Raw genomic sequence first — 25,117 nt, forward strand, 5'->3', positions numbered from 1 at the left:
GCAAACTGATCCGCATTCTACCCTTCACTAATGTGTATACTAACCCGCCAGATTTCAAGTCAGGATGATTCAATGCCCGTTGCGCACGTTGCCTTACCCGTTCCACTACCTCGCACCTTTGACTACCTCCTGCCGGAAGGCATGAGCGCCAAAGCCGGGTGTCGTGTACGCGTGCCTTTTGGCAAGCAGCAGGAGCGCGTGGGCATCGTCCTTTCCGTTAGCGAGCACAGCGAACTACCTCTCAACGAATTAAAAGCCGTTCTCGAAGTGCTGGACAGCGAACCGGTCTATTCGACCTCCGTCTGGCGTCTGCTGTTGTGGGCAGCTGACTATTATCATCATCCTATTGGCGACGTGCTGTTTCATGCCCTGCCGATTCTGCTACGCCAGGGACGCCCGGCTACCAACGCGCCCATGTGGTACTGGTTTGCCACTGAAGAGGGCCAGGTTATTGATCTCAACGGCCTGAAGCGTTCTCCCAAGCAGCAGCAGGCGCTGGCAGCATTACGCCAGGGAAAAATCTGGCGCGACCAGGTGGCAGAGCTGGAATTTAATGACGCCGCCTTGCAGGCGCTGCGTAAAAAAGGCCTGTGCGATCTGGCAAGCGAAACGCCAGGATTTAGCGACTGGCGTACACACTACGCGGTTTCCGGTGAGCGTCTGCGGCTGAATACCGAACAGGCTACCGCCGTCGGGGCGATCCACAGCGCTTCTGACAGTTTTAGCGCCTGGCTATTAGCGGGCGTGACGGGATCGGGTAAAACAGAGGTCTATTTAAGCGTACTGGAAAATGTGCTCGCCCAGGGCAAACAAGCACTGGTAATGGTGCCGGAGATTGGCCTGACGCCGCAAACTATTGCCCGTTTTCGCGGGCGCTTCAATGCGCCGGTCGAAGTCCTGCACTCGGGTTTAAATGACAGTGAACGTCTTTCGGCATGGCTGAAGGCGAAAAATGGCGAAGCGGCGATTGTTATCGGCACTCGCTCGTCGCTGTTTACGCCGTTTAAAAATCTGGGCGTGATTGTCATCGACGAAGAGCACGACAGCTCTTATAAACAGCAGGAAGGCTGGCGCTATCATGCGCGCGACCTCGCGGTTTATCGCGCCCATAGCGAACAAATTCCCATCATTCTCGGCTCAGCCACCCCAGCACTGGAAACGCTGTGCAACGTGCGGCAGAAAAAATACCGCATGCTGCGCCTGACGCGCCGCGCCGGGAATGCCCGCCCAGCCACTCAGCACGTACTGGATCTGAAAGGTCAGCAGGTGCAGGCCGGACTCGCCCCTGCGCTTATCGCCCGTATGCGTCAGCACCTGCAGGCGGATAATCAGGTGATCCTGTTTTTGAATCGCCGGGGCTTTGCTCCTGCCCTGCTGTGTCACGATTGTGGCTGGATTGCTGAATGCCCGCGCTGCGATCACTACTACACGCTGCATCAGGCGCAGCACCATCTGCGCTGCCACCACTGCGACAGTCAGCGTCCGATACCGCGTCAGTGCCCTTCCTGCGGCTCAACGCATATGGTTCCGGTAGGACTCGGCACCGAACAGCTTGAGCAGGCTCTGGCGCCTTTTTTCCCCGGCGTGCCAATCTCACGCATCGATCGCGACACGACCAGCCGTAAAGGGTCGCTGGAGCAGCATCTGGCGGAAGTGCATCGCGGCGGCGCGCGAATCCTGATCGGCACGCAAATGCTGGCGAAAGGCCACCATTTCCCGGACGTCACCCTGGTGGCGCTGCTGGACGTTGACGGCGCGCTGTTCTCCGCAGATTTCAGGTCGGCAGAACGCTTCGCCCAGCTCTACACGCAGGTTTCCGGGCGTGCCGGTCGCGCCGGGAAGCAGGGCGAAGTGGTACTACAAACGCACCACCCTGAACATCCGCTGCTGCAAACCTTGCTGTATAAAGGTTATGACGCCTTTGCCGAACAGGCGCTGGCCGAGCGACAAACGCTCCAGCTTCCCCCATGGACCAGCCATGTCATCGTGCGGGCAGAAGATCACAACAACCAGCATGCGCCGATGTTCTTGCAGCAGTTACGAAATCTGATTCAGGCCAGTCCGCTGGCCGATGAAAAACTGTGGGTGTTAGGCCCGGTTCCTGCCCTGGCGCCCAAACGTGGCGGTCGCTATCGCTGGCAAATTTTGTTGCAGCACCCGTCGCGAATTCGCCTGCAGCATATCGTCAGCGGCACGCTGGCGCTGATTAATACATTACCCGATGCACGTAAGGTTAAATGGGTGCTGGATGTCGATCCCATCGAGGGATAATCCCTCACGATGCGAGGCGGATCGTAAAATTAAATATCCATCACACTTTTTATGAAAATTCTGTAACCGCTTCCATTCACTATCTGATAAAAATGTTTCAGATGAAGGTTATCCAGGGACGAGTCTGTGCCAACCGCCCTGGCGAGGAGAAAGAGTGAAACCGAATAAGCAGGTTGCCGCCGCTACGATGAAAGATGTTGCTCTGAAGGCGAAAGTCTCAACGGCAACCGTATCCCGCGCATTAATGAACCCAGACAAAGTTTCGCAGTCAACCCGTAACAAGGTTGAGCAGGCTGCTCTGGAAGTGGGATATCTACCTCAATCGATGGGACGCAACGTAAAGCGTAATGAGTCACGTACCATTCTGGTGATTGTGCCTGATATCTGCGATCCGTTTTTTAGCGAAGTCATTCGTGGCATAGAAGTCACCGCCGCAGAACAGGGATATCTGGTGCTTATCGGCGATTGCGCGCACCAGAATCAGCAGGAAAAGACCTTTCTTAACCTCATTATCACCAAGCAGATCGATGGTATGGTGCTGCTCAGCTCGCGCCTGCCGTTTGATGCCAGCGTGGAAGAGCAGCGTAATTTACCGCCGATGGTTATGTCCAACGAGTTCGCGCCAGAGCTGGAACTTCCCACCGTGCACATTGATAACCTCACCGCCGCCTTTAACGCGATGAACTATCTGCTGGAACTGGGACATAAACGCATTGGCTGTATCGCCGGACCAGAGGATATGCCGCTGTGCCATTACCGTCTGCAAGGTTACGTTCAGGCACTGCGCCGCAACGGAATTACGGTCGATCCGCATTTCATCGCGCGCGGAGACTTTACCTATGAAGCGGGAGCCAATGCGCTTAAACAGCTCCTGGCGCTACCACAGCCGCCTACTGCGGTCTTTTGCCACAGCGATGTCATGGCCCTTGGCGCCCTCTCTTACGCCAAACGTCAGGGCCTGAAGGTGCCCGACGATTTATCGATCATTGGCTTTGATAACATTTCGCTCGCGGAATTTTGTGATCCACCCCTGACAACCGTCGCACAGCCGCGTTTCGATATCGGACGTGAAGCTATGCTGTTACTGCTCGATCAATTACAAGGCCAGAACGTCAGCAGTGGCTCACGTTTACTGGACTGCGAGCTTATTATTCGGGGTACAACCCGGGCACTGACGTAAAGTAAAGTGCTTTCGGACTCCCCTGTCTGGTCAAAGGCCCGCCGCTTAAGTAACATGGCGGGCTGACGAACGAATAAATACAGCGAAACGATAGTGGCACAACGAGATTATGTACGTCGCGGCCAACCGGCACCTTCGCGGCGCAAAAAGAGCACATCACGGAAAAAACAACGCAATACGCCTGCGGTATCGCCCGCTATGGTTGCTATTGCTGCAGCCGTACTCGTGACCTTTATCGGTGGTCTGTACTTCATTACGCATCACAAGAAAGAAGAGTCCGAAACGCTGCAAAACCAGAAAGTCACCGGCAATGGCATTCCACCAAAACCGGAAGAGCGCTGGCGATACATCAAAGAGCTGGAAAGCCGTCAGCCTGGCGTACGCGCTCCTACCGAACCGTCCGCCGGCGGCGAGGTGCTGAACGCCGACCAGTTAACCAATGAGCAACGCCAGTTATTGGCGCAGATGCAGGCTGACATGCGTCAACAGCCAACGCAGCTCAACGAAGTCCCGTGGAACGAACAAACGCCTGAGCAACGCCAGCAAACGCTGCAGCGTCAACGTCAGGTGCAACAGCAGCAGTGGAACACTACGCAGCAGCAGGCTCAACAGCCACGCCAACGGGCAACGGAACAGCCTTACCAGCAGCCGCAAACGCGTACGGCGCAAACCGCACCGGTACAACAGCCGAAACCGCAGCCAAAACCGGCGGCGCAACAGCCTTATCAGGATCTGCTGCAAACGCCTGCGCATACCACCGCCGCTCAGCCGAAAACGCAACCGGCCGCGCCAATAACGAATGAAACGCAACCGCCAAAACAGACGGCGGAGAAAAAAGATGAACGCCGCTGGATGGTTCAGTGCGGGTCATTTAAAGGCGCTGAGCAGGCAGAAACCGTGCGCGCGCAGCTGGCCTTTGAAGGGTTCAACTCGCGTATTACCACCAATAACGGCTGGAATCGCGTGGTCATTGGTCCGGTCAAAGGCAAAGAGAATGCCGACAACACCATCAGCCGCCTGAAGGTTGCTGGTCACACAAACTGCATTCGACTCGCCACTGGGGGTTGAAACCCCCAAAATCCCCCCCATCTATACTTGCATTACGCCCCGCATCCTGTGCGGGGCCTGTATTCTGCATTTGTAACCAAGGGGTCTGCTCGTGACAACAATAGTAAGCGTACGCCGTAACGGCCATGTGGTAATCGCCGGTGATGGTCAGGCCACACTGGGTAACACCGTAATGAAAGGCAACGTGAAGAAAGTCCGCCGTCTGTATAACGACAAAGTCATTGCGGGCTTTGCAGGCGGTACTGCGGATGCATTCACGCTGTTCGAACTGTTCGAACGCAAGCTGGAAATGCACCAGGGTCACCTGGTGAAAGCGGCCGTTGAACTGGCAAAAGACTGGCGTACCGACCGTATGCTGCGCAAACTCGAAGCGCTGCTGGCCGTCGCAGATGAAACGGCATCACTCATCATCACTGGTAACGGCGACGTCATCCAGCCAGAAAACGATCTGATTGCCATCGGCTCCGGCGGTCCCTACGCCCAGGCTGCTGCACGGGCTCTGCTGGAAAACACCGAGCTTGGCGCGCGCGAGATTGCTGAGAAAGCGTTGGATATTGCAGGGGATATCTGCATTTATACCAACCACTTCCATACCATCGAAGAATTGAACTCCAAAGCGTAAGGATCCCCCATGTCTGAAATGACCCCACGCGAAATTGTCAGCGAACTGAACAAACACATCATCGGCCAGGATAACGCTAAGCGTTCCGTGGCGATTGCCCTGCGTAACCGCTGGCGCCGTATGCAGCTCAACGAAGAGCTGCGCCATGAAGTGACGCCGAAAAATATTCTGATGATTGGCCCGACCGGCGTCGGTAAAACCGAAATCGCCCGTCGCCTGGCAAAACTGGCCAACGCGCCGTTCATCAAAGTTGAAGCAACCAAATTCACCGAAGTTGGCTATGTTGGTAAAGAAGTTGACTCCATCATCCGCGATCTGACCGACGCTGCCATTAAGATGGTTCGCGTTCAGGCAATTGAGAAAAACCGCTTCCGCGCTGAAGAGATGGCGGAAGAGCGCATTCTCGACGTGCTGATCCCACCAGCTAAAAATAACTGGGGGCAGTCTGAACAACCGCAGGAACCTTCTGCTGCGCGTCAGGCGTTCCGTAAAAAACTGCGCGAAGGCCAGCTCGACGATAAAGAGATCGAAATCGATCTCGCCGCCGCACCGATGGGCGTTGAAATCATGGCGCCTCCGGGCATGGAAGAGATGACCAGCCAACTGCAGTCCATGTTCCAGAACCTGGGCGGTCAGAAGCAAAAACCGCGTAAGCTGAAAATCAAAGACGCGATGAAGCTGCTGATTGAAGAAGAAGCGGCCAAGCTGGTGAACCCGGAAGAGCTGAAACAGGAAGCTATCGACGCCGTTGAGCAGCACGGGATCGTGTTTATCGACGAAATCGACAAAATCTGTAAGCGCGGCGAATCCTCTGGTCCGGACGTGTCCCGTGAAGGTGTACAGCGCGACCTGCTGCCGCTGGTTGAAGGCTGCACGGTCTCCACCAAGCACGGCATGGTGAAAACCGATCACATTCTGTTTATCGCTTCTGGCGCATTCCAGGTCGCGAAACCGTCTGACCTGATCCCGGAACTGCAGGGTCGTCTGCCGATTCGCGTTGAACTCCAGGCGCTGACCACCAGCGATTTTGAGCGTATCCTGACCGAACCGAATGCCTCCATCACCGTTCAGTACAAAGCGCTGATGGCGACCGAGGGTGTGGACATTAACTTCACCGAATCGGGCATTAAACGCATTGCTGAAGCGGCCTGGCAGGTTAACGAGACCACCGAAAACATCGGTGCGCGTCGTCTGCACACCGTTCTCGAGCGTCTGATGGAAGATATTTCCTATGATGCGAGCGATTTGAACGGCCAAAGCATCACAATTGATGCCGAATATGTGAGCAAACATCTGGATGCGCTGGTCGCAGATGAAGATCTGAGCCGTTTTATCCTATAATCGCGTTCAATGCATTTTCATCACTGTTGATGGGGCTGATAAAGCCCCATTTTTATTGGCGCTAAATATGACTGAACAACAACAAATTAGCCGCTCACAAGCCTGGCTGGAAAGTTTACGACCTAAGACCTTACCGCTCGCCTTCGCGGCGATCATCGTCGGTACGGCATTAGCATGGTGGCAAGGATACTTCGATCCGCTGGTTGCTCTGCTGGCATTAATTACGGCGGGACTGCTGCAAATTCTGTCCAATCTCGCTAACGACTATGGCGATGCCGTCAAAGGCAGCGACAAGCCCGACCGCATTGGACCACTGCGCGGTATGCAAAAAGGGGTTATCACCCAACAGCAGATGAAGCGCGCGCTGATCGTCACCGTGGTGTTGATCTGTCTGTCTGGTCTGGCCCTGGTTGCTGTGGCCTGTCACACGCTGGCAGATTTTGTCGGTTTCCTGGTGCTCGGGGGGCTGTCGATTATCGCCGCAATCACTTACACCGTGGGTAATCGCCCTTACGGGTACATCGGTCTGGGCGATATTTCCGTGCTGGTATTCTTCGGCTGGCTCAGCGTGATGGGAAGCTGGTATTTGCAGGCACATACGCTGATTCCGGCGCTGATTCTGCCTGCCACCGCCTGCGGTCTGCTGGCAACCGCCGTGCTCAACGTCAACAACCTGCGCGATATCAACAGCGACAGAGAGAACGGCAAGAACACGCTGGTCGTGCGTTTAGGCGCCGTCAATGCCCGCCGCTACCATGCCTGCCTGCTGATGGGTACGCTGGTCTGCCTGGCGCTGTTTAACCTGTTCTCGCTGCAAAGCCTGTGGGGATGGCTGTTTATTCTCGCCGCTCCGTTGCTTTTCAAACAGGCGCGTTACGTGATGCGTGAGATGAACCCTGAGGCAATGCGCCCGATGCTGGAACGCACCGTAAAAGCGGCACTATTAACTAACCTGCTGTTTGTCGTTGGGATTTTCTTAAGTCAGTGGTCTCTTTAACTGACAAATATCAATTAACAATTGATGATTTTGCCAACAGTACACATAGCGCGATATACTAAAAATTCTCGCAGCAACTAAACGTTAAGCCTATGAAATACGATACATCCGAGCTTTGTGACATCTATCAGGAAGATGTCAACGTCGTGGAACCGCTGTTCTCTAACTTTGGGGGACGGTCGTCGTTTGGCGGACAAATCATCACGGTAAAATGTTTCGAGGACAACGGGTTGCTGTACGATCTGCTCGAACAAAACGGCCGTGGTCGCATTCTGCTGGTCGATGGCGGCGGTTCTGTCCGTCGCGCGCTGGTCGATGCCGAACTGGCAAGACTGGCCGTACAGAATGAATGGGAAGGTCTGGTCATCTACGGCTCAGTACGCCAGGTAGACGATCTGGAAGAACTGGATATTGGCATTCAGGCAATTGCCGCAATTCCGGTAGGCGCTTCCGGTGAAGGCATTGGGGAAAGCGATGTGCGCGTCAACTTTGGCGGCGTGACCTTCTTCTCCGGCGACCACCTGTACGCCGACAACACCGGGATAATCCTCTCCGAAGACCCGCTCGATATCGAGTGATCAAAAAGGCACCGCAAGGTGCCTTTTTTTATGCGTTTCCGTCGTACCCACCTTTTGCACGCCTTGCAACTGTAGCTATTTGCCGCAACTGATGAAGCTACTTACAGCGGCTCTATCTCCCCCTTCCCACTCTGCGTATTATTTATCTTAATAAACAACAAGTTAAAAACATGGCACGCCTTATGCTTTATACCACTGTATCCAATCAAAGCGCATAAGGATTTTTTATGAAGAAAAATGCAGTGGTTATTAACCCGCAAGATAGCGTTGCTACTGCTATCCAGCCCCTCAAGGCCGGAGACGTCGCCAACATGTTTGTTGGCAATGAAAATCTGACCATCACCTTACGGGATGACATCCCTTACGGTCATAAATTTGCCATTAAAGCCGTTGCGCTTCATGGCGAAGTTTACAAATACGGTGAATCCATTGGTCGGGCAACAAAGCCTATCCAGACCGGAGATTATGTTCATGTTCATAATGTTGAAAGTGAACGTGGCCGTGGGGATTGGAAATAAAGGCTGAAGGAACAAGTGAAAATGAAAAAAACAATCAAAGGTTATCGTCGTCCGGATGGCAGCGTGGGTATTCGCAACTACGTCTTAATTTTACCTACCAGCGTTTGCGCCAATAAAGTGGCTCAGGACATCTCCGCTCAGGTTCATGGCTCAACCTGGCTTAATAATGATTTTGGTTGCTGCCAGATTGCTGGTGATGCTGCATTAACCGAAAAAACACTGATCAACGTTGCCAGGAACGGCAACGTTGGCGCCATACTCGTTGTCGGATTGGGTTGTGAAGGCGCTGAACCTACTCACATTGCGCACGAAATCACGAAATTTGGTAAGCCGGTTTCCTGCATCACAATTCAGAATGAAGGGGGGACCTTGCAGTGTCAGGCGCGCGGAATTTCAATCGCACGTCAGTATGCGCAGGATTTGTCCCAGCAAGACTACGAAGAAATAAGCGTCAGCGAGTTGATCCTCGGAATGGAATGCGGAGGTTCTGATACCACCTCTGGCCTCGCCTCCAACCCTGCCTGTGGTGTTGCATCTGATTTGTTAGTTAACGATGGTGGCACATCGATTCTTTCAGAAACCACCGAATTCATTGGCGCAGAACACGTTGTTGCTCGTCGGGCCATTAATTCACAAGTCGCAGACGATTTAATCAAGCTGGTTGTGGGGTGTGAAGAAAGAGCGAAAGCCCTGGGCGCAGATATCAGGGGCGGGCAACCGACGCCAGGTAATATCCAGGGCGGTATCACCACCATTGAGGAAAAATCTCTGGGCTGCATGCACAAAGCGGGTCATTCACCGCTACAGGGCGTCCTGCAATACGCAGATTTCCCTGGCGGTCGTGGACTATGGGTGATGGACTCCCCTGGACAAGATATCGAATCCATCTCCGGGATGGTGGCTGGCGGCGCACAAATTATTATCTTTACTACCGGGCGCGGAACCCCCACGGGAAACCCGATTGCGCCAGTGATCAAAATCACCGCCAACGAAGAAACATTTACCAAAATGCGCGACAACATTGATATTGATGTTTCATCGATTATGCGGGGAGAATCTTCTATTAATGAGATGGGCGAGGTGATTTATCAGGAAATCATTAAGGTTTCTAATGGTAAAACAACCAAAGCTGAAGATCTTGGGCATAAGGAATTCTCTATTTACAAGATCGCACCAACATTTTAAGACGATAGAAATATAACCCTATACGGTGGGAATAAATAACATATTCCCATCATTTATATCCGTTACGAAAACACGGAAGTCTCCTCATGAAAATAAAACAAACAATTGAGAAATTCCCAGGCGGGATGATGGTAATCCCGTTATTGATCGGAGCATTATTAAAGACATTTTGTCCAGGTGCTTTAGAAATAGGGAGCTTTTCGACGGCGGTAGCTCATGGCGCTCTCGCTATCCTGGGCGTATTTTTTGTCTGTATGGGCGCTGAAATCCGCCTACAGGCCGCGCCGGTCGCCCTGAAAAAAGGGTTCGCCATTATGCTGTCCAAGTTGGTTGTCGGGACAGCAATTGGCTTACTGGTCGCAAAGTTTTGCGGCGCCAACGGCTTCTTTGGTTTGTCTGCACTCGCCATTATCGCGGCTATGACCAATGCGAATATGGGCCTCTACGCTGCACTGACCAAACAGTTTGGCAATGAAACCGATGCGGGCGCTATCGCTGTGCTTTCCGTACTTGAAGGCCCCTTTCTGACGATGGTGGCGATGGGTGCCGCTGGGCTGGTGTCGATCCCAATAATGGAGCTGTTCGCCGTTGTTTTACCAATACTGATTGGTATGCTGCTCGGAAATCTGGATGAGGATATGCGTTCGTTCCTGAAAAGCGGCGGCGCGATGCTGATCCCCTTCTTCTCTTTTGGTCTGGGTACCGGAATCGATTTCAGCACCCTGCTGATGGCCGGATTCGCAGGGGTTATTCTGGGTCTCATGACCGCATTCATTGGCGCGCTGATTAATGTTGCCGTCTCCCGTTTTGTCGGAGGTTCGGGCATCGCCGGAGCGGCAGTCTCCACGACAGCCGGTAACGCCGTTGCGACCCCCGCAGCCATCGCCGCGGTTGACCCCAGCGTGTCAGCATTAATCGCCGTAGCGACGCCGCAGATTGCCGCCTCTACGATCGTCACCTCCTTAGTCGTACCGTTTATAACCGCCTGGGTTGCTCGCCGCGAACAAAGGAGAATCGCCCAACGCCAGCAGTTATCAAAAACATAAATTCCACAGAGTTGATCGAAAACAATTCCGCTGTTCACCATTTATGTGACAAAAAGATTGCAGAAACAGTAAGTCGTGAATGGATTACTGTTTCTGCAATAATGCCGACAACTGTTTCCACCGTTATCGACTTCACATCATGATCATGCTGGATTCAACATGTTAAAATTACCTAATATTTACATCGTTTCTCCTTTACAAGCGCTCTCTCTCGAAGCTGAACGCCTGTCTATCCGATATAATCACATCGCAAATATAACGATATTAAATGCCACCCTCGACGATGTTGATTCCGTGATCCCGATATTGCGCACGAATTCCCCTGATCTTGTGATTAGTCGCGGTGGCATGGCATGGATGCTTAAACAAAAAATACCGCAGCCTGTCATTGAAATAAAAACATCCGCCTATGATATTATCGATGCCCTCAGGCCATATCTTGGGCTCAATAAAAATATTGGGGTTATTGGGTTTCGCAGCGTTATCGACGGCTGTATGAAAATAGCCAGGATGCTTAATCTGCAACTCACTGAGTTTATCATTGACGAAATGGCCAACCCTTGCATTGAGAATGTCAGAAATGACTTTGTCAATTACACACAAAATAACCAGATAGATCTTATTATTGGCGATGCCATTTGCCCGCTTTATTTTGGCACACACAGCATGGAACATTTCATCCCTTTCCATTCAGGTGTCGAGTCCATAGAACTGGCATTACATGAGGCAATTCAGCTGTATCAGGCGCTCGCTAATGAGCGCATTGAGCAAAACCAGCTAAACCTGTTACTTGACCACACCAATAAATTCATTCTTCTTATTGATAATTGCGGTAAGGTCATTCACTGTAATCATAAAGCCGTCGAGCTTTTACAACTCAGTAAACATGATTTAATCAGTAAAAAAATACCTTCCTTAACGCTAAACTGGGAAGATCTGCAAAATAATATCCCGATAGAAAATGAGTTAATCAACACACCCTATGGCGAATTTGTGGTTAACCAGTTCCCCATTGTAGAAAACGAAAATCTCAACCGCGTGGTGATCACCCTCCAGACATCATCTAACTTACAGAATGCTGAGCAGAAGATAAGAATCAAAGAAGCGAAAAAGTTAGGGTTTCACGCCAGGTATCACTTCGAAGATTTTATTACCTGCAACGGTGAAATGCAGGATCGCTTAAGGTTAGCCAGGATATATGCGGAAACCGAAGCAACAATACTGCTACTCGGTGAAAATGGTACCGGCAAAGAGGTTCTGGCGCAGAGCATTCATAACGCCAGTTCACATCACAATGGGCCATTTGTTGCGGTTAACTGCGGCGCAATCCCCGCTTCAATTATGGAAAGCGAACTCTTTGGATATGTCGATGGCGCGTTTTCCGGTGCCTCTAAAAAAGGCCGCGCAGGGATGTTTGAACTGGCGCATAACGGCACCATCTTTCTTGATGAAATCAGCGAACTGGATAAGTTCTTACAAGCAAAACTCTTACGCATTCTGCAAGAGCGCCAACTGATGCGCCTGGGCGCAGATCACATGATTCCGGTCAACGTCCGCGTTATTGCGGCCACAAACCGAAACTTACCGGCAATGATTGCAGCCGGTGATTTTAGAGAAGACCTTTTTTATCGCTTGAATGTGCTCAAGGTCACCACATTACCATTACGTGAACGCCCGGACGATATCCAACTTATCGGACAAACAACTTTAGATGCGCTGAGAAAGTCCTATCAGTTGCCTCCCATTGCATTGAGCGAAAGTTTATGGAGTGAGCTAAAAAAATATTTATGGCCGGGTAACGTACGTCAGTTGAATAATATTATGGAGCGCCTGGCGTTATCGTTTTCATCCGGCGTGGTGTCTCTCTCTGCCGCCACGTTACTGATTGAGGATTTACAAGCCGATAAAGCGTCTTCCCCCCAACAACCTCGCCATCACTGCCCGGACTGCCAGTTGCTCGAAGGGCCGTATAAACGGATCCGTAGCCGTATTCTCAAAGGGGTGCTACTACGACAGCAAAACAACAAAAGCCGTGCAGCGAAGCAACTGGATATTGACCGTAGCTCGTTCACCCGTTGGCTTGGTGATTGATGGGAAAGCCCGCAAGCAAGGCCGTTATCAAAGATAAGTATTGCCGGATGTCGGCTTACACCTTATCCGGCCTACAAACTAAATCCTCTATAGATTTCGCGTCAGGGCAAGGCGGCAAGTAAGTGAATCCCCAGGAGCATAGGCCACTATGTGACTGGGGTGAACGCACGCAGCCAACGCCGCCATAACGTGAAATATGACGAGGATTAGACTTCTTCCATACGGCCTAAAAGGGCATGCAGACGATCCTGCCAGCCGTTCTGCTGTTCTTTCAGGTTGTTGTTCTCACGCTCCAGTTCTTCACGCTGCTGCTGTGCAGACTGAACTTCCTGCGACAGTGAGTTGTTCTTTTCTTTCAGCTCTTCGATTTCCATCTGCAACAGCGTGATGGTATCAATCGCCTGCTGTACTTTTGCTTCCAGTTTCTCAAACACTTCTAATGACATCGTCATACCTCTCCTGAATTGCAAGGCGTTGATGGATAAAAATCCTCGTCCCGATAACCGGCGACGCCTTAATAAAAACGAGCGCACTCTACTTAACACCGATTGTATGAAGCCGCGTCATCCCTGTCCAGCGGCATCCCGCGCAGATTGCGGTTTGCAACACTTTTAGTCTTTCTCCTGGTGACATGACTGTCATAACGCTTAAGTGTTAAGAGATTGATCGGTGAAATGATTCAGCTCACACTATTTTTGTATAACAAATACCGCGCAATGGCGCGAAAACGCTCATTTTGTTGATGCAGTACACACATTTTAATTTCGATATTTCTCGTTTTTGAGCGTTAACGATAAATTAACAGTGTGCCTACCGGCTCCGGGGATGTCAGTGACCTTCTCGCACACAATAAACATTAAACTCTCTTCAGGATCCGATTATGAGTCAAACATCAACCTTAAAAGGCCAGTGCATTGCTGAATTCCTCGGTACCGGGTTGTTGATTTTCTTCGGTGTGGGCTGTGTCGCTGCACTCAAAGTGGCCGGGGCAACTTTTGGTCAGTGGGAAATCAGCATCATCTGGGGTCTGGGGGTAGCAATGGCTATCTATCTGACCGCAGGCGTTTCTGGTGCACACCTGAATCCAGCGGTCACCATCGCACTCTGGCTGTTTGCCTGTTTTGATAAACGCAAAGTCGTCCCTTTTATTATTTCGCAAATTGCCGGCGCCTTTTGCGCAGCGGCACTGGTTTACGGGCTTTATTACAATCTTTTCCTCGATTTCGAACAAACCAACCATATCGTGCGTGGCAGTACGGAAAGCCTGGGTCTGGCGGGTACTTTCTCCACCTATCCGAACCCGCATATCAATTTTGTGCAGGCCTTCGCGGTTGAAATGGTCATTACCGCTATTCTAATGGGGCTGATTCTGGCCCTGACCGACGATGGTAACGGTGTACCTCGTGGTCCGCTGGCACCACTGCTGATCGGCTTACTGATTGCCGTTATTGGTGCTTCCATGGGGCCGCTAACCGGTTTTGCGATGAACCCGGCGCGTGACTTCGGACCGAAACTGTTCGCCGGACTGGCCGGATGGGGTGAGATTGCCTTCACGGGTGGTCGTGATATCCCTTACTTCCTGGTACCAGTGTTTGGCCCAATTACTGGCGCAATTTTGGGCGCATGGGCCTATCGCAAACTGATTGGTCGTCATTTACCGTGCGATGTCTGCGCGATTGAAGAGAAAGACGTTGCGGCCAACACTCAACAAAAAGCTTCGCAGTAATGTGACTACGGGACAAAAAATTATGACTGAAAAAAAATATATCGTTGCGCTCGACCAGGGCACCACCAGCTCCCGCGCGGTCGTAATGGACCACGATGCGAATATCGTTGCCGTTTCACAGCGCGAATTCGAGCAAATCTACCCGAAAGCAGGTTGGGTAGAACACGACCCAATGGAAATTTGGGCGACCCAAAGCTCCACGCTGGTAGAAGTGCTGGCGAAAGCCGATATCAGTTCCGATGAAATTGCCGCGATCGGTATTACCAACCAGCGTGAAACCACCATCGTCTGGGAACGTGAGACCGGTAAACCTATCTATAACGCCATTGTGTGGCAGTGTCGTCGTACCGCGGATATCTGCGAGAAGCTCAAGCGCGACGGTATGGAAGAGTACATTCGTAGCAACACCGGCCTGGTGATTGACCCGTACTTCTCCGGTACCAAAGTGAAGTGGATCCTCGACCACGTAGAAGGCTCGCGTGAGCGCGCTCGTCGCGGTGAACTGCTGTTTGGTACCGTAGACACCTGGCTTATCTGGAAAATGACGCAGGGGCGTGTACACGTCACCGATTACACCAACGCCTCACGTACCATGCTGTTCAACATTCACTCCCTGGACTGGGACGACAAGATGCTGGATGCGCTGGATATTCCGCGCGCCATGCTGCCGGAAGTGCGTCGTTCTTCTGAAGTGTACGGTCAGACCAACATCGGTGGTAAGGGCGGCATTCGTATTCCTATCTCCGGTATCGCCGGTGACCAGCAGGCGGCGCTGTTCGGCCAGCTGTGCGTGAAAGAAGGGATGGCGAAAAACACCTACGGTACCGGCTGCTTCATGCTGATGAACACCGGCGATAAAGCCGTTAAGTCCGAAAACGGGCTGCTGACCACCATCGCCTGCGGACCGACCGGGGAAGTGAACTACGCCCTGGAAGGCGCGGTGTTTATGGCGGGTGCCTCTATCCAGTGGCTGCGTGATGAAATGAAACTCATCAGCGATGCATTCGACTCCGAATATTTCGCCACCAAAGTGAAAGACACCAATGGCGTGTACGTCGTTCCGGCATTTACTGGCCTGGGCGCACCGTACTGGGACCCGTATGCCCGCGGCGCCATCTTTGGTCTGACCCGTGGGGTAAACTCCAACCACATCATCCGTGCCACGCTTGAGTCTATTGCATACCAGACTCGTGATGTTCTGGAAGCGATGCAGGCTGACTCCGGTATTCGTCTGCACGCCCTGCGTGTTGATGGCGGTGCGGTCGCCAACAACTTCCTGATGCAGTTCCAGTCCGACATTCTCGGCACGCGCGTTGAGCGCCCGGAAGTCCGCGAAGTCACCGCATTGGGTGCGGCGTACCTGGCCGGTCTGGCAGTAGGCTTCTGGCAGAATCTGGATGAGCTGCAGGAAAAAGCGGTCATCGAGCGTGAATTCCGCCCAGGCATCGAAACCACCGAACGTAACTTCCGTTACAGCGGCTGGAAAAAAGCGGTCAAACGCGCCATGGCGTGGGAAGATCATGACGAGTAATACGTCATTGCCGGATAGCGACTGTGCCTTATCCGGCAATATCTTCGTGCGGGGGCAACCCCGCACACACATCAATAATCTCGCCCCCTCCCCTGTGCTACACTTCGCGCCATTCCTTTCAGCTACGAGTTTGCAATGAGACGAGAACTTGCCATTGAATTTTCACGCGTGACCGAAGCGGCCGCGCTGGCTGGCTATAAATGGCTGGGCCGCGGCGATAAAAATACCGCTGACGGCGCGGCGGTAAACGCCATGCGTATTATGCTCAACCAGGTCAACATTGACGGCACCATCGTGATTGGCGAGGGCGAGATCGATGAAGCACCGATGCTGTTTATCGGTGAGAAAGTCGGGACCGGTCTTGGTGATGCGGTCGACATCGCCGTAGATCCTATCGAAGGCACGCGCATGACGGCAATGGGTCAGGCAAACGCGCTGGCGGTGCTGGCTGTGGGTGATAAAGGCTGCTTCCTGAACGCACCAGACATGTACATGGAAAAACTGATTGTCGGTCCTGGTGCAAAAGGGTCTATCGACCTGAACCTGTCGCTGGAAGCCAACCTGCATAACGTTGCCGCTGCACTCAATAAGCCGCTGAGTGAACTGACCGTCACCATTCTGGCCAAGCCACGCCATGATGAAACGATCGCCGAAATGCAAAAACTGGGCGTGCGCGTCTTTGCCATTCCAGACGGTGACGTTGCAGCCTCCATTCTGACCTGCATGCCAGACAGTGAAGTTGACGTGCTGTACGGCATTGGCGGCGCACCGGAAGGTGTGGTTTCCGCGGCCGTTATCCGTGCGCTGGACGGCGACATGCAGGGCCGTTTACTGGCGCGTCATGATGTCAAAGGCGACAGCGAAGAAAACCGTCGTATTGGCGAACAAGAACTGGCTCGTTGCGCCGCCATGGGCATTGAAGCGGGCAAAGCACTGCGCCTCGATGAAATGGCGCGTAGCGACAACGTCATTTTCTCCGCCACCGGCATCACCAAAGGCGATTTGCTGGAAGGGATTAGCCGCAAAGGTAATATCGCGACCACCGAAACGCTGCTGATCCGCGGCAAATCACGCACAATCCGCCGCATTCAGTCGATTCACTATCTCGATCGCAAAGATCCCGATGTGCAGGCGCACATCCTGTAATTGATTTGATCAATAGAGCCTTCCAGCCCATCCGGGCTGGAAATCTTTCGTCCAACGAACGAAGATAAGGCAATCAAAGCAGACAGGAGAAAACCATGGCAGATTGGGTAACAGGCAAAGTCACAAAGGTGCAGAACTGGACCGATGCCTTATTTAGTTTGACCGTGCGAGCTCCAGTTCTTCCTTTTACTGCTGGCCAGTTTACCAAGCTTGGCCTGGAAATCGACGGCGAGCGCGTCCAGCGCGCCTATTCCTACGTCAATGCGCCCGACAATCCCGATTTAGAGTTTTATCTGGTGACGGTTCCCGACGGCAAACTCAGCCCTCGTTTGGCCGCGCTGAAACCTGGCGATGACGTTCAGGTGGTCAGTGAAGCCGCTGGCTTCTTCGTGCTGGATGAGGTCCCCGATTGCGACACGCTATGGATGCTGGCGACCGGCACGGCTATCGGCCCGTATTTGTCGATTTTGCAGTTAGGCAAAGATCTGGATCGCTTTAAAAATCTGGTGCTGGTCCACGCCGCGCGCTATGCCGCCGATTTAAGCTACCTGCCATTGATGCAGGCGCTGGAAAAGCGCTACGAAGGTAAATTACGTATCCAGACCGTTGTTAGCCGTGAAACTGCGGCAAATTCGTTGACCGGGCGAGTGCCGGCGCTGATTGAAAGCGGTGAGCTGGAAAAAGCGGTAGGTCTGCCAATGGATAAAGAAACCAGCCACGTAATGCTATGTGGAAATCCACAAATGGTACGCGACACGCAGCAACTGTTGAAAGAGACCCGGCAGATGACCAAACACCTGCGCCGTCGACCAGGCCATATGACCGCTGAACACTACTGGTAAGGGCTTGCCGGATGGCGACGCTAACGCGCCTTATCCGCCCTACGAGTCAGCTCTGTACTTTACGTCCTGCGTATCTTTACCATATTTATTTTCGTCCTGGGTGCCGACAAACGCGCCCAGATCGATAAGCATGCCGACCAGAATCAGCGTCGGAAGAAAACGGCCTACCGCCCATTGCCAGACGCCAGGTAACATCGCCCAGTTTCCGGCCAGCAGCATCCACGCCAGAATCATCAGCAACGCCCACGCCCCTGAACGCCCTCGGTCATGCAGACGCTTTACCGTCACCGCCGCCGTCGGCCATAGCAGACACACCAGACAAAATGCCGCGGTTTGAATATCGAGTAATTGCTTACTCGCCAGTGAGAACAACGCCAGCATACTGACGAGCCACAGACCGATCCAAATCCAGAAATCACGGCGTCCAATACGCCCTTTAAATGAGAATAACCACTGCTGTATGGTCATGTAGGTTCCTTTATTATTACCTTCCAGGACAGTTTACCCTTTTGACAAGCCGGACGGTTACCGTTTTAATCGTGAGCAGTGAGAATGAAAGGTACAATTGATGAAGCAAGGATTTACACTGTTTTTATTACTGTTTTCAGCCTTAACCGTAAGCACTACGGCGCAGGCGGAAGAGCCATCGACGGCAATCACGGCCCCCTATTTGTTGGCGGGCGCGCCAACTTTTGATCTATCGATTAGCCAGTTTCGTGAAAACTTTAATACACAGAATCCGAAGCTTATCCTCAATGAATTCCGTGCCATCGACAGCAGTCGCGATCGGGCGAATCTCACCCGTGCCGCCAGCAAAATCAACGAAAACCTGTATGCGTCCTCAGCCCTTGAGCGCGGTACATTGAAAATCAAAAGTATGCAGATCACCTGGCTGCCGATTCAGGGGCCAGAACAAAAGGCGGCGAAAGCGAAAGCGCTGGAATATATGAGCGCCGTCATCCGCACCGTCGCGCCGCTGCTGACGAAAGAACAGAGCCAGAAAAAGCTGCAAAAATTGCTCGCCGCAGGCAAAGGTAAGCACTATTACGCCGAAACAGAAGGCGCTATTCGCTATGTCATAGCAGATAACGGTGAAAAGGGGCTGACCTTCGCTGTTGAACCGATTAAGCTGGCTCTATCTGAAAACCTCGAAGGGTCGAATAAGTGACAAAAAGCAAAGCCTTTCTGGGGATGAATCTCTATACTGTTTCACAGACCATGCTGCCCTGACGGGCGGCCATATTCCTTAATTCGCTGACAAGCGTGGAGAAATGAAATGCGACATCCTTTAGTGATGGGTAACTGGAAACTGAACGGCAGCCGCCATATGGTAAACGAACTGGTTGCTAATCTGCGTAAAGAACTGGCTGGCGTTGCTGGCTGTGCAGTAGCGATTGCTCCGCCGGAAATGTATATCGACCTGGCGAAACACGCCGCTGCCGGTAGCCACATCATCCTGGGCGCGCAGAACGTTGACCTGAACCTGTCTGGCGCATTCACCGGTGAAACAAGCGCTGAAATGCTGAAAGATATCGGCGCACAGTACATCATTATCGGTCACTCTGAGCGTCGTACTTATCACAAAGAGTCTGACGAGCTGATCGCGAAGAAATTCGCTGTGCTGAAAGAGCAGGGTCTGACTCCAGTTCTGTGCATCGGTGAAACCGAAGCAGAAAACGAAGCGGGCAAAACTGAAGAAGTCTGCGCACGTCAGATCGACGCCGTTCTGAAAACTCAGGGCGCTGCGGCATTCGAAGGCGTAGTCATCGCTTACGAACCAGTATGGGCTATCGGTACCGGTAAATCTGCAACTCCGGCTCAGGCTCAGGCTGTTCACAAATTCATCCGTGACCACATTGCTAAAGCTGACGCGAAAATCGCTGAACAGGTTATTATCCAGTACGGCGGTTCCGTAAATGCGGGCAACGCGGCAGAACTGTTCGCTCAGCCGGACATCGACGGCGCGCTGGTTGGCGGTGCTTCTCTGAAAGCAGACGCCTTCGCAGTCATCGTTAAAGCAGCAGAAGCCGCTAAACAGGCTTAAGTTGTATGGCGGGAGGAGCACTCCTCCCGTCGCATCAGGTTTACCAGTATCCCAGCCAGTGCCACCAGAAGGCGCCGGTTACCCCCCAAATGGTCAGGTTGACCACACTCATTACCAGCCCCGTTTTCCACCACTCCGCCAGCGTGACATAGCCCGAACCAAAGATAATAGGCGCAGTACCCGTGCCATAGTGCGTGAGCGACATCATCAAGGAGGAGGAGAAACCGAGCATTAAACCAAGCAGCGCTGGCGGCGCGCCGAGGCCTAAACCTGCAGCGAAGAACGCAGCGAACATCGCCGTAATATGCGCAGTTGTACTGGCGAAAAAGTAGTGCGAATAGACGTAAAGCAGAATCAACAACAGCGTCGCAATGCTCCAGTGCACACCCAGATGGTCGATTGCACTACCCACGCTGGTCGCCAGCCAACCAACCAACCCAAGCTTGCTGAGAAAATCCGCCATCATTACCAGCGCCGCGAACCAGACTATGGTATCCCACGCTCCACGGCATTTAAGAATGTCTTCCCAGCTTAATACTCCCGCCATCAACAGAATCGACAAACCAATTAACGCGGCGCTTGTGGGGTTTACGCTCCAGGCGCTGCCCATCAACATCGCGGGCACTCCCGCCCACAGGCAGAGCAGCAAAATGAAGACGGCCAGGGTAATTTTCTCTGCCAGTGAAAGCGGACCTAGCGCCTCCAGTTTTTGTCGTGCGAACTGCGGCGCATTTGGCGTGCGCGTGATAGCTGGCGGATAGAGCCACCAGATTACAATCGGCATGACGACCAGCGAGACCACAGCGGGAAGCAGCGCCGCAATAGCCCACATTCCCCAGGTCATGTTCAGCACGCCATCCGTCCCCTTCGTTAAAAAGCTAACGATTAAGGGGTTAGGTGCGGTCGCGGTGATGAACATTGCCGAGCTGATGGGGTTAATGTTGTAATTCACCAGCGCCAGATAGCGACCCGTTGAACCATTCTCGTTGTTTCCCGGTTGCGATCCGAGGCTTTCCGCAATCGCCCGCATTACTGGGTGGATAATACCACCGCCACGCGCCGTGTTGCTGGGCGTAACCGGCGCAATCAGCGTTTCCGCAAGGGTTAATGCCCACGCAATACCCAGCGTTCTTTTACCAAACAGCGCAATAAACCCGTAGCCAATTCGCGCCCCCAGGCCGGTCTTTAACAGACTTTGCGACAGCATAATGGATAAACCAATCAGCCAGATTAACTGGTTAGAAAAGCCACTCAACGCATCGTTCAGTGCGGCCGAGGGTTTACCGGGGTTAGTGACGCCGGTCATCGCCACCAGCATAATCGCCACAACCGCAATGGCGCCAATGGGCATGGCTTTACCGATAATCGCTGCGATCGTACCTATGAACAACGCCAGCAGATGCCACGCTTGCGGAGTGACATCAGGCGGACACGGGATAACAAACCAGATGGTCAGCGTGATCGCGAGCGAAATGATGGCAGGCCAACAGCGGATAGGGGTCAAACTGTCCATGAATCAATCCTTGAGTTTCCAGTGCACAAATCTGCGCCCCGGTATTAACCGCCATCAGCCCAAATAAAACAATTCATCATCTCACAAAACAAAAAATTAACATTTAGATACAGTTATAATTTACCCAGCATACTGAACCAGAGGTAATCCAACGGCAGAAGCACCAGATACGTTGCCGCCGCCAGCGCAATACACAGCAGCATCCCCGCCCTCGCAGGCACTTTCCCAAGCGCCATCGCCACAACAATGGGTGAAGCCTGATACGGAAGTAGCGGTGTGGAATATCCCAGTACCTGAATCATAATCACCGACAGCAGCGGGAATCCCGTCGCATCGGCAAAGCTTTGCGCCAGCGTGGTATATAGCGCCGGAACGCCGTTTGCCGTCATAATAAAATTGAGTGCGGTGGTAATGCCAGTCAGCGCGAGGAAGCTGGTAAACGGTTTTTCCGCGTCCAGCGGCATCACCTGTAACAGCGCCTCGCCCACCGCACTGCCAATACCGGTCTGCGTGACGGTGATCGCCAGCCCCAGAATACCCGCCACATAGATACAGGTACGGATATTGACCCCACTGGAAAACTCCTCGCCATTAATAAAGCCAACCCGAGGTAGCAGCGTGATAACCGCCGCCGCCAGTCCGGTCCACGCTGGACCAATGCCGTGCCAGCTTTCGCTTACCCACAAAAACAACACCACCGCTAACATCCATGCCAGACGTTTTTCATCCCGGCTCATCGGCTCAGGCGGCGTCAGATCGCGCGGTGCATGGGGCTTACCAGGAAACAGCCAGCAGATAAGTACGATGAGTACCGCGCCCTTGAGCCAGCCCAGAACCGGCGTATGTAACAGTAAATAGGGCAGATAATTCAGGTGGATACCGTAAGAACCTTCCGCTGCGCCGCTCATCACCAGATTCGGCACGTTAGCGGGTAAAATCGTCGCGGAAAGCTGGAACGTCCCAAACCCGACGGCCAGCGCCAGACCATACCAGGCTCGCGTGCCGTCGTTAATTCCCGCCCGTTTCGCCATCGCCGCGACAATCGGCATCAGCAGCGCAATGCGCCCCATATTGGACGGCATTACAAACGCCAGCGCATAACTTAGCAGTACCACACTCGCTACCATTAACGGCCAGGAGTCGGTCAATCGCGATGACAGCGCCCTCGCCGCCCTGTCCGCCAATCCCGTTTTACGAATCGCGATACCCAGCACGAAGCCACTGAAGACCAGCCAGAATGCCGATGACGCAAAGCCGCCAAAAATCACATCCGGTGGCGCTATTTTGGCCACCATCGCCACGGCAAAGAACAGCAGCGCCGTTATAAATTCCGGTAGTAGCGACGTCGCCCAGAGAATAATGGTGATGCCAACCACCAGAGAAGGAATAAACAGAGGGTGTGAAAGCCAGAGCGACATGCCTGTCTCCTGTTGTTTTTTTCAACAAGAATACGGGGGCAGGCATGCGGAGTAAACGCCAGATTAGGTAGGGTTAGCGCAGAATATCACATTGATGATCCTGAATTTCCTCAGCAGAGGCGAGATTCAGCGAAAGCAAGTTACGCTGAGTCGCCAGCAGGACAAAAGACTCATCGCTTTGGCGCACCATCGCCAGCGCATAGCGGCCCATATGTTCTCGCGCATCCGGTACTTCTTCCGCCAGCATAATAAACGGGCTGCGTTGCGCCAGTTCGTTTTCCGTGACGCGACGCGCCAGATATTCATGCCCGCGTAATCCACCCGGCAAAGGCAACCAGCGGGTGCTGATTTTCGCCATGTTGTCATCCAGCTGCTTTCTGACATCGGTTCGCAGGCAGGAGATATGAATGTGCAGGTGATTTTGCGTACGCCCGCTACGCGAGTTAATGGTCAGCGATACCGCTTTGTCAGGGATCTCCTGACCGTATTTTTGGCTCATAAAGCTACGCGCCTGCCAGGCCAGCCAGAAAAAGTTCGGCGTGCCTGATTCCAACAGCAACGGGCTTTCCGTACCATTGATACGGTAACCAGGCATCAACAGATATTGCAGCGGACCGTTACGATCTTTGTACACCACATATCCGGCGTCTGGTTTCACTTCCGCGCACGGTGCGGGATCCTGCTGCTGCAACTGGTGCGGCAAGCATTGCTGAAGAACAATCTGGCGTAACGCGTCCGGGTTGCCGGTGAATTTCCAGTAACCAATGCCAGCAGCGGCAGCCACCACAATCACCGCCAGTAAAAGATAGCCTGCTTTTTTCATTACGCGTTCCCTGTATCCTATTGAGGGGCAAGAGTAACGCAAAACCATGACAAATAAAAAACCCGGTCGCGTTATGCCACCGGGTTGGTAACTCACAGATTTATTTAACGCTTGCTGATCTGGTCGAACGTACCGCCGTTAGAGAAGTGCTCTTTCTGTGCTTTCGTCCAGCCGCCAAACTCTTCGTCAATGGTGAACAGCTTCAGCTTCGGAAAGGCATTTTCGTATTTCTTCGCCACTTCAGCATCACGCGGACGGTAGAAGTTTTTCGCTGCTATCTCCTGACCTTCCGGCGAGTAGAGATACTTCAGGTAGGCTTCCGCTACCGCTTTGGTGTCTTTCTTTTCCACCACTTTGTCGACCACGGAAACGGTCGGCTCCGCGAGAATAGATTCACTCGGGGTGACTATCTCGAATTTATCTTTACCCAGTTCGTTCGTCGCCAGTAGCGCTTCGTTTTCCCAGGCAATCAGCACATCACCGATACCGCGTTCAACGAAGGTATTGGTTGAGCCACGCGCACCGGAGTCCAGCACTTCAACGTTTTTAAACAGGGCTTTGACGAAGTCCTGGGCTTTGGCCTGATCGTTATTGTTGTGGTGCAGGGCGTAGCCCCATGCTGCCAGATAGTTCCAGCGTGCGCCGCCTGAGCTTTTCGGGTTTGGCGTAATGACAGACACACCCGGTTTGACAAGATCGTTCCAGTCATGAATTTGTTTTGGATTGCCCTTGCGGACCAGGAAAACGATGGTGGAAGTGTAAGGTGCTGAGTTATCCGGCAGACGCTTGATCCAGTTTTTATCGATACGACCACGTTCAGCAATAGCGTCCACATCGTAAGCCAGCGCCAGCGTCACGACATCGGCTTCAATGCCGTTAATGACGGAAGTCGCCTGTTTACCCGAACCGCCGTGCGATTGGCGGATCACGACGTTGTCGCCGGTTTCCTGCTTCCAGTGCGCGCTAAAAGCTTTGTTGTACTGCTCGTACAGCTCACGCGTTGGATCGTACGATACGTTAAGTAACTGAATATCCTTTGCCAGAACGCTGGTCGATGCCAGCAATAATGTTAACCCTACGCCCCATTTGTTCATCGCCCAGCTCTCTTATGTGGTGTTGTGATGAGCAAAGCGTGCCAGAAAGCGATCCAAACATTAAAGAATAAAAAAAGATTTGC

23 protein-coding genes are annotated in these 25,117 nt (G+C 52.8%); 17 read left to right on the forward strand and 6 right to left on the reverse strand.

Annotated features, from left to right (window positions below):
• Nucleotides 1-72: 72 nt before the first annotated feature.
• The 11 genes from priA (at nt 73) to FHD02_RS17580 (ending at nt 12,897) form a co-directional block, all read left to right on the forward strand.
• Nucleotides 73-2,271, forward strand: a complete 2,199-nt coding sequence (gene priA / locus FHD02_RS17530) for a primosomal protein N' (protein ID WP_220394134.1) — start codon at nt 73-75, stop codon at nt 2,269-2,271.
• Nucleotides 2,272-2,425: 154 nt separating this feature from the next.
• Nucleotides 2,426-3,451, forward strand: coding sequence for a DNA-binding transcriptional regulator CytR (cytR, locus tag FHD02_RS17535; protein ID WP_042313387.1), 1,026 nt, complete (start codon nt 2,426-2,428; stop codon nt 3,449-3,451).
• A gap of 93 nt (nt 3,452-3,544) precedes the next feature.
• Nucleotides 3,545-4,519: a cell division protein FtsN gene (gene ftsN, locus FHD02_RS17540; RefSeq protein ID WP_072055793.1), complete on the forward strand. Its 975-nt coding sequence runs from the start codon at nt 3,545-3,547 to the stop codon at nt 4,517-4,519.
• Between the two features lie 91 nt (nt 4,520-4,610).
• The gene (gene hslV / locus FHD02_RS17545) at nt 4,611-5,141 is read left to right on the forward strand and encodes an ATP-dependent protease subunit HslV (protein WP_003028805.1); all 531 of its coding nucleotides are present in this window, start codon (nt 4,611-4,613) and stop codon (nt 5,139-5,141) included.
• 9 nt (nt 5,142-5,150) lie between these two features.
• On the forward strand, nt 5,151-6,482 hold the full coding sequence (hslU, locus tag FHD02_RS17550) for an HslU--HslV peptidase ATPase subunit (protein WP_003028803.1): 1,332 nt from the start codon (nt 5,151-5,153) through the stop codon (nt 6,480-6,482).
• 67 nt (nt 6,483-6,549) lie between these two features.
• Nucleotides 6,550-7,479 (forward strand): 1,4-dihydroxy-2-naphthoate polyprenyltransferase, encoded by a 930-nt coding sequence (gene menA / locus FHD02_RS17555; protein WP_047025891.1) that lies wholly within the window; start codon nt 6,550-6,552, stop codon nt 7,477-7,479.
• Between the two features lie 92 nt (nt 7,480-7,571).
• Nucleotides 7,572-8,057: a ribonuclease E activity regulator RraA gene (gene rraA, locus FHD02_RS17560; protein WP_008787034.1), complete on the forward strand. Its 486-nt coding sequence runs from the start codon at nt 7,572-7,574 to the stop codon at nt 8,055-8,057.
• A 227-nt stretch (nt 8,058-8,284) separates the two neighbouring features.
• Nucleotides 8,285-8,575, forward strand: coding sequence for a UxaA family hydrolase (locus tag FHD02_RS17565; protein WP_038636007.1), 291 nt, complete (start codon nt 8,285-8,287; stop codon nt 8,573-8,575).
• 21 nt (nt 8,576-8,596) lie between these two features.
• Nucleotides 8,597-9,760, forward strand: coding sequence for a UxaA family hydrolase (locus tag FHD02_RS17570; RefSeq protein WP_220394135.1), 1,164 nt, complete (start codon nt 8,597-8,599; stop codon nt 9,758-9,760).
• A gap of 86 nt (nt 9,761-9,846) precedes the next feature.
• Nucleotides 9,847-10,806 carry a 2-keto-3-deoxygluconate permease gene (locus FHD02_RS17575; protein WP_038636001.1) on the forward strand — a complete coding sequence of 320 codons (960 nt, stop codon included), beginning with the start codon at nt 9,847-9,849 and terminating at the stop codon, nt 10,804-10,806.
• 159 nt (nt 10,807-10,965) lie between these two features.
• A complete protein-coding gene (locus FHD02_RS17580) occupies nt 10,966-12,897 on the forward strand; it encodes a sigma 54-interacting transcriptional regulator (RefSeq protein ID WP_220394136.1) in 1,932 nt (643 codons plus the stop codon).
• A 206-nt stretch (nt 12,898-13,103) separates the two neighbouring features.
• On the opposite strand, the gene zapB is transcribed toward FHD02_RS17580, so the two are convergent.
• On the reverse strand, nt 13,104-13,349 hold the full coding sequence (gene zapB / locus FHD02_RS17585) for a septal ring assembly protein ZapB (RefSeq protein ID WP_019077914.1): 246 nt from the start codon (nt 13,347-13,349) through the stop codon (nt 13,104-13,106).
• A gap of 428 nt (nt 13,350-13,777) precedes the next feature.
• On the opposite strand from zapB, the gene FHD02_RS17590 reads away from it, so the two are divergent.
• The 4 genes from FHD02_RS17590 to fpr all read left to right on the forward strand — a co-directional run bounded on the left by FHD02_RS17590 (nt 13,778) and on the right by fpr (nt 18,142).
• A complete protein-coding gene (locus FHD02_RS17590; RefSeq protein ID WP_038635996.1) occupies nt 13,778-14,623 on the forward strand; it encodes an MIP/aquaporin family protein in 846 nt (281 codons plus the stop codon).
• Nucleotides 14,624-14,645: 22 nt separating this feature from the next.
• On the forward strand, nt 14,646-16,154 hold the full coding sequence (gene glpK, locus FHD02_RS17595; RefSeq protein ID WP_079225709.1) for a glycerol kinase GlpK: 1,509 nt from the start codon (nt 14,646-14,648) through the stop codon (nt 16,152-16,154).
• 135 nt (nt 16,155-16,289) lie between these two features.
• The gene (glpX, locus tag FHD02_RS17600) at nt 16,290-17,300 is read left to right on the forward strand and encodes a class II fructose-bisphosphatase (RefSeq protein WP_003840506.1); all 1,011 of its coding nucleotides are present in this window, start codon (nt 16,290-16,292) and stop codon (nt 17,298-17,300) included.
• 95 nt (nt 17,301-17,395) lie between these two features.
• Nucleotides 17,396-18,142, forward strand: coding sequence for a ferredoxin--NADP(+) reductase (gene fpr / locus FHD02_RS17605; protein WP_038635988.1), 747 nt, complete (start codon nt 17,396-17,398; stop codon nt 18,140-18,142).
• Between the two features lie 39 nt (nt 18,143-18,181).
• On the opposite strand, the gene FHD02_RS17610 is transcribed toward fpr, so the two are convergent.
• Nucleotides 18,182-18,610 carry a DUF805 domain-containing protein gene (locus FHD02_RS17610; RefSeq protein WP_042313402.1) on the reverse strand — a complete coding sequence of 143 codons (429 nt, stop codon included), beginning with the start codon at nt 18,608-18,610 and terminating at the stop codon, nt 18,182-18,184.
• Between the two features lie 100 nt (nt 18,611-18,710).
• Between FHD02_RS17610 and FHD02_RS17615 the strand changes: the two genes are divergently transcribed.
• Both FHD02_RS17615 and tpiA read left to right on the forward strand, forming a co-directional pair.
• Nucleotides 18,711-19,310, forward strand: a complete 600-nt coding sequence (locus tag FHD02_RS17615; protein ID WP_042313405.1) for a YiiQ family protein — start codon at nt 18,711-18,713, stop codon at nt 19,308-19,310.
• A 108-nt stretch (nt 19,311-19,418) separates the two neighbouring features.
• The gene (tpiA, locus tag FHD02_RS17620; RefSeq protein WP_038635981.1) at nt 19,419-20,186 is read left to right on the forward strand and encodes a triose-phosphate isomerase; all 768 of its coding nucleotides are present in this window, start codon (nt 19,419-19,421) and stop codon (nt 20,184-20,186) included.
• A gap of 40 nt (nt 20,187-20,226) precedes the next feature.
• Here the strand turns inward: tpiA and FHD02_RS17625 are convergent, their stop codons facing one another.
• The 4 genes from FHD02_RS17625 to sbp all read right to left on the reverse strand — a co-directional run bounded on the left by FHD02_RS17625 (nt 20,227) and on the right by sbp (nt 25,034).
• The gene (locus FHD02_RS17625; RefSeq protein ID WP_042313410.1) at nt 20,227-21,699 is read right to left on the reverse strand and encodes a DASS family sodium-coupled anion symporter; all 1,473 of its coding nucleotides are present in this window, start codon (nt 21,697-21,699) and stop codon (nt 20,227-20,229) included.
• Between the two features lie 113 nt (nt 21,700-21,812).
• Nucleotides 21,813-23,117 carry an SLC13 family permease gene (locus FHD02_RS17630; protein WP_061382571.1) on the reverse strand — a complete coding sequence of 435 codons (1,305 nt, stop codon included), beginning with the start codon at nt 23,115-23,117 and terminating at the stop codon, nt 21,813-21,815.
• Nucleotides 23,118-23,190: 73 nt separating this feature from the next.
• A complete protein-coding gene (locus FHD02_RS17635; protein WP_137359872.1) occupies nt 23,191-23,940 on the reverse strand; it encodes a CDP-diacylglycerol diphosphatase in 750 nt (249 codons plus the stop codon).
• 104 nt (nt 23,941-24,044) lie between these two features.
• A complete protein-coding gene (sbp, locus tag FHD02_RS17640; protein WP_042313417.1) occupies nt 24,045-25,034 on the reverse strand; it encodes a sulfate/thiosulfate ABC transporter substrate-binding protein Sbp in 990 nt (329 codons plus the stop codon).
• Between the last annotated feature and the right edge of the window lie 83 nt (nt 25,035-25,117).

Origin of the sequence: Citrobacter sp. EC_71, from assembly GCF_019584005.1 — a bacterium.
Taxonomy (GTDB): Bacteria; Pseudomonadota; Gammaproteobacteria; order Enterobacterales; family Enterobacteriaceae; genus Citrobacter; species Citrobacter werkmanii.

Bases quoted from the DNA above. Each gene is read 5' to 3' on its own strand.
- FHD02_RS17590 (WP_038635996.1), top strand. From the start codon at position 13,778: ATGAGTCAAACATCAACCTTAAAAGGCCAGTGCATTGCTGAATTCCTC.
- FHD02_RS17570 (WP_220394135.1), top strand. From the start codon at position 8,597: ATGAAAAAAACAATCAAAGGTTATCGTCGTCCGGATGGCAGCGTGGGT.
- FHD02_RS17575 (WP_038636001.1), top strand. From the start codon at position 9,847: ATGAAAATAAAACAAACAATTGAGAAATTCCCAGGCGGGATGATGGTA.
- tpiA (WP_038635981.1), top strand. From the start codon at position 19,419: ATGCGACATCCTTTAGTGATGGGTAACTGGAAACTGAACGGCAGCCGC.
- FHD02_RS17565 (WP_038636007.1), top strand. From the start codon at position 8,285: ATGAAGAAAAATGCAGTGGTTATTAACCCGCAAGATAGCGTTGCTACT.
- hslU (WP_003028803.1), top strand. From the start codon at position 5,151: ATGTCTGAAATGACCCCACGCGAAATTGTCAGCGAACTGAACAAACAC.
- menA (WP_047025891.1), top strand. From the start codon at position 6,550: ATGACTGAACAACAACAAATTAGCCGCTCACAAGCCTGGCTGGAAAGT.
- glpK (WP_079225709.1), top strand. From the start codon at position 14,646: ATGACTGAAAAAAAATATATCGTTGCGCTCGACCAGGGCACCACCAGC.
- FHD02_RS17610 (WP_042313402.1), bottom strand. From the start codon at position 18,610: ATGACCATACAGCAGTGGTTATTCTCATTTAAAGGGCGTATTGGACGC.
- priA (WP_220394134.1), top strand. From the start codon at position 73: ATGCCCGTTGCGCACGTTGCCTTACCCGTTCCACTACCTCGCACCTTT.
- zapB (WP_019077914.1), bottom strand. From the start codon at position 13,349: ATGACGATGTCATTAGAAGTGTTTGAGAAACTGGAAGCAAAAGTACAG.
- FHD02_RS17580 (WP_220394136.1), top strand. From the start codon at position 10,966: ATGTTAAAATTACCTAATATTTACATCGTTTCTCCTTTACAAGCGCTC.
- FHD02_RS17625 (WP_042313410.1), bottom strand. From the start codon at position 21,699: ATGGACAGTTTGACCCCTATCCGCTGTTGGCCTGCCATCATTTCGCTC.
- FHD02_RS17615 (WP_042313405.1), top strand. From the start codon at position 18,711: ATGAAGCAAGGATTTACACTGTTTTTATTACTGTTTTCAGCCTTAACC.
- rraA (WP_008787034.1), top strand. From the start codon at position 7,572: ATGAAATACGATACATCCGAGCTTTGTGACATCTATCAGGAAGATGTC.
- glpX (WP_003840506.1), top strand. From the start codon at position 16,290: ATGAGACGAGAACTTGCCATTGAATTTTCACGCGTGACCGAAGCGGCC.
- FHD02_RS17630 (WP_061382571.1), bottom strand. From the start codon at position 23,117: ATGTCGCTCTGGCTTTCACACCCTCTGTTTATTCCTTCTCTGGTGGTT.
- FHD02_RS17635 (WP_137359872.1), bottom strand. From the start codon at position 23,940: ATGAAAAAAGCAGGCTATCTTTTACTGGCGGTGATTGTGGTGGCTGCC.
- fpr (WP_038635988.1), top strand. From the start codon at position 17,396: ATGGCAGATTGGGTAACAGGCAAAGTCACAAAGGTGCAGAACTGGACC.
- sbp (WP_042313417.1), bottom strand. From the start codon at position 25,034: ATGAACAAATGGGGCGTAGGGTTAACATTATTGCTGGCATCGACCAGC.